The organism is Micrococcus sp. CS26, assembly GCF_055522295.1.
In genome coordinates this window covers 1-3632 of the sequence record NZ_JBVFVY010000045.1, presented here as the reverse complement: position 1 = coordinate 3632, position 3632 = coordinate 1, and the positions used below count along the sequence as shown (strand labels likewise).

At 63.5% G+C, this 3632-nt stretch carries 5 protein-coding genes; all 5 read left to right on the top strand.

All coding sequences use genetic code 11. The annotated features are described in order from the left end of the window. The first annotated feature begins 172 nt into the window (after window positions 1-172). Window positions 173-490, top strand: coding sequence for a transposase (locus ACZ1IK_RS11070; RefSeq protein WP_010080477.1), 318 nt, complete (start codon window positions 173-175; stop codon window positions 488-490). Window positions 491-507: 17 nt separating this feature from the next. Further along, complete coding sequence (locus tag ACZ1IK_RS11065) at window positions 508-1221, top strand: IS3 family transposase (RefSeq protein ID WP_262347870.1); 714 nt, start codon at window positions 508-510, stop codon at window positions 1219-1221. Beyond that, window positions 1178-1438, top strand: a complete 261-nt coding sequence (locus tag ACZ1IK_RS11060) for an integrase core domain-containing protein (RefSeq protein WP_051130804.1) — start codon at window positions 1178-1180, stop codon at window positions 1436-1438. Before ACZ1IK_RS11065 ends, ACZ1IK_RS11060 begins: the two co-directional genes overlap by 44 nt. A 73-nt stretch (window positions 1439-1511) precedes the next feature. Beyond that, the gene (locus tag ACZ1IK_RS11055) at window positions 1512-2924 is read left to right on the top strand and encodes an amidase (RefSeq protein WP_100058301.1); all 1413 of its coding nucleotides are present in this window, start codon (window positions 1512-1514) and stop codon (window positions 2922-2924) included. 126 nt (window positions 2925-3050) lie between these two features. Then, window positions 3051-3632, top strand: a 582-nt coding sequence (locus tag ACZ1IK_RS11050) for a GntR family transcriptional regulator (protein ID WP_465098511.1), incomplete at its 3' end; no start/stop codon positions are given.

The window sequence follows — 3632 nt, the reverse complement described above, 5'->3', positions numbered from 1 at the left end:
TATTAACGGCTCTTCACAATTGAGGGTGTAACCCCGGACTGGGGGCGGATGGGCGCGTCGGTCGTCGGATTAGGGGCTATTCACCGTTGAGCGTGGAGCCCTTGTTGGTGGGGGTGTCGCGCGTCAGACTTAGTGGCAGGGCCGTTATGTAGGTCCTGAAGGAGAGTCAGTCATGGGTAGACCACCCTCGATTCCGGCGGAGAAGAAGACCCGGATAGTGCTGAGCGTGCTGGCCGGCGAGATGTCCATCGCCGAAGCGGCACGCAAGGAGAAAGTCAGTGAGCAGTCCATCGGACGGTGGAAGGCCGAGTTCCTGGAAGCCGGCAAGACCGCCCTGGTGGCCGGCAGGTCCGGACCATCCTCCCGAGAGGAACAGCTGGAGGCCGAGGTCGCCGAGCTGACCCAGGCCTTGGGCGAGGCACACCTGGAAGCCAGGGTGTGGAAGAAGTCCGCGGAGGGCCGGCTGGGCCCTTCCAGGACCTCGAGGTGATCCGCGTGGAAGCGGGCATGTCGACCGCGAGGTTCTGCCAGCTCTTCGACATGCCCGAGCGGACCTGGCGCCGCTGGCAGGCCAAGGCCCGCACCGGGACGGCGGTGAAGGGACCGTGGCCGCAACCGGGACGGCAGGCCGCCAGGGAACTGGTGGTCAAGCACGCGCTGGCCCATCCGGCGTGGGGGCATCGGAAGATCTGGGCAATGGTCCGCCACGACGGGCATGTGGTTTCCGAGGCGACCGTGCTGCGAATCCTGCGCGACGAGGGGCTGATTCTGCCCGCGCAGTACCAACGGGAGCGACGGAAGCTGGCCGAGCGGCGCAAGGCCGCGTTCGCCACCGAGCCCTCAGGCCCGAACCAAGTCTGGCAGCTGGACTTCAGCGAGTTCGAGACCACCACCGGAGGGACCTGGCGGCTGGCCGGGTGCCGGGACTACTGGTCCAAGTACGAGCACCCCTTCCACGTTTCGCCCACCGGGAACCAGCACGACGCGATCGACGCGATCGAGTTGGCCCTGGCCGACTACGAGGCCATGTTCGGTCACCCGCTGGTCGAGGCCTGCCCGGTCGATCCCGAGACCGGTGAGCTGTTGCCCGTGGTGACCATCGTGACGGACAACGGCGGGCCGTTCCGGTCCTTCCGCTTCGAGTCCTTCATCGCCGCCCACCCTTCAGCTACACCACGTGCGCACCCGAGTGAAGACCCCGGGGCAGAACGGGTCCCGTGAACGCGGCTTCGGCACGCTGAAGTACGAACGGCTCTACCTGGACGAGATCGACGACGCGATCGTGCTCGCCGAGCGGGCCGAGGACTACCGGATCGAGTACAACGAGCTCCGGCCCCACGAGGCCATCTCATGGAACCGGCCCAAGGAGGTGCACCTGGGCCTGGCCGACCCCACCACCCCGACATTCAAAACCAAGGAAATCCTGCCAACTACTTGACGCGGGACAAGCCCACCGGACCATAATGAGAGCATGGCGCCGCACACTCGTGTCGCTCAGAAATGGGGAGCTGATGGACAGGTTAGATTACCGCGGGGTTGTGGAACTGGCTGGAATGATCGCCAGGGGCGAGACCACCGCACGCGATGCTGTTCAGCACAGTCTGGACCGGATCGCGAAGCTGGACCCCCTGCTTAATGCTTTTGCCGCCGTGCGGACTGAAGAAGCCCTTGCTGAGGCAAGCGAGCTGGATCAAGAGCAGGCCACCGGCTCCCTGCGTGGCGCCCTACACGGGGTCCCCATGGTGATCAAAGACGAAAACGACGTCGCCGGTTTACCAACAGCCTACGGCGGCGCGTCCGTCACCACCCCGGCGGCCTCAGACAGCGAGCTGGTTCGGCGATTGCGGGCAGCGGGTGCTGTGATTGTGGGCAAAACGAGAATGCCGGAGTTCGGAATTTGGCCTTTCACCGAAACCAGCGCCCATGGCTACACTCGAAACCCCTGGGATCTCTTGCGCTCACCAGCTGGCTCAAGCGGCGGAACGGCCGCGGCAGTCGCGGCGGGAATTGTGCCCGCCGGTATCGGAGGCGATGGTGGCGGTTCCATTCGCTTACCGTCGAGCTATTGTGGGCTATTCGGGCTCAAAGCCCAACGAGGCCGGATCAGTGTGGCTCCCAATTCGGATCTTTGGCGCTCCCTGGGGGTACTGGGCCCACTGACCCGGAGCGTGGCAGATAGCGCGCTCATTTACGACGCCGTGGCAGGGACTGTGGCCGCAGACCGCTTCTCTGCACCGCCCTGGCAGGGGACCCTGATGGAAGCTGCGACGACTGATCCGCAGCCCCTGCGGATCGCGCTGGCCCTCAATAACCCGACCGGCGGGCCGGACGCCGACGCAGAGACGATCCACGCCTTGCGAGTCACAGCGAGCAAGTTGCAGGAGTTCGGCCACGAAATCGTTGAGCTCACGCCAAAATACCCTTCGGTGAAAACTGCCTTCCTCCTTCAAGTGCTGGGCGGTATTCGCGACGAAGCTGCGCGAGTCGAGCATCCAGAATTCCTGGAACGGCGCACAGTGACGATGGCCCGCCTAGGCGACCGGCTCAACCGTCTGGTGCCGAGAGCCGAACGCCGCGGAATCGCCGAAGGAAAGAAGTTCCTTAAGACGTTCTTCACCGACATTGATCTCATTCTGACCCCCACCACCCCGAGCCCCGCAGTGCCGGTGGGGCAACTGGACGGACTCGATTTCAGGAAGGCCTCTGCAGTTGCCACCCCCGTGGCATCGTTTACCTCGATCTGGAACTTGATGGGCAATCCTGCTGCCGCTATCCCGACCGGCATGACAGCCTCAGGTCTTCCACTGAGCGGACAGGTCATCGGGCCAGCAGCATCCGAAGAACTGGTGATCTCGCTCAGCGCTCAAATCGAACGCGCGCAGCCCTGGGCCCACCGGCAGCCGCCAATGGCCAGTCTCGAATGATCTCTCTGCGGGCGCTGCCGCACATCTGGCCTACAGCGCACCAGCTCCACACCCACCGCCGGCTTGGCCCTCGAGTCACGTCGAGCTGACATCAACTGTTAACGCTTGCCAGATAGGCTGGGTCGCATGACAATCGCCGGTCTGCCCAAGCTAAGTCGCTTGACCCTGCGCGAGCAAGTACTGGAATCGCTTCGCGAGGCGGTTCTTACCGGCACCTTCCGCCCCGGGGACCACCTAGGCGAGACTGAACTGGCTGAAAGCTACGGGGTCAGCAGAGGGACTGTTCGTGAAGCGCTCCGGACCTTAGAGCAAGCCAGGCTTGTGACCAGTGACAGCCGTGGCAAAGTCTGGGTGCGGACTCTCCGCCCAGAAGAGATCGAAGAGATATTCCGGGTCCGTGCTGCACTAGAGGCACTCGCTGTTGAGGAAATTATCACCAGAGGAGAGGGAGCTAGTGCCTCTGCCGAGCTCCAGGAGCTCCTTCCTCCTGCCAGTCGGGAGCAAGTCAGCTACCTTGATCGACTGAACCAAGACCTCCGATTCCACGAGCGACTGTGCGAGTTATCGCAGAACGCAACCCTCTTAGAAACATGGCAAGGGCTCGAGGGCCGCATGAGGGTGGTGATGTTTTCTCCTGGGGATGGCGACCCAGTCGACATCATGAATGACGATCACCATAAACCGCTGGTCACTGCCCTCGAGTCTGGG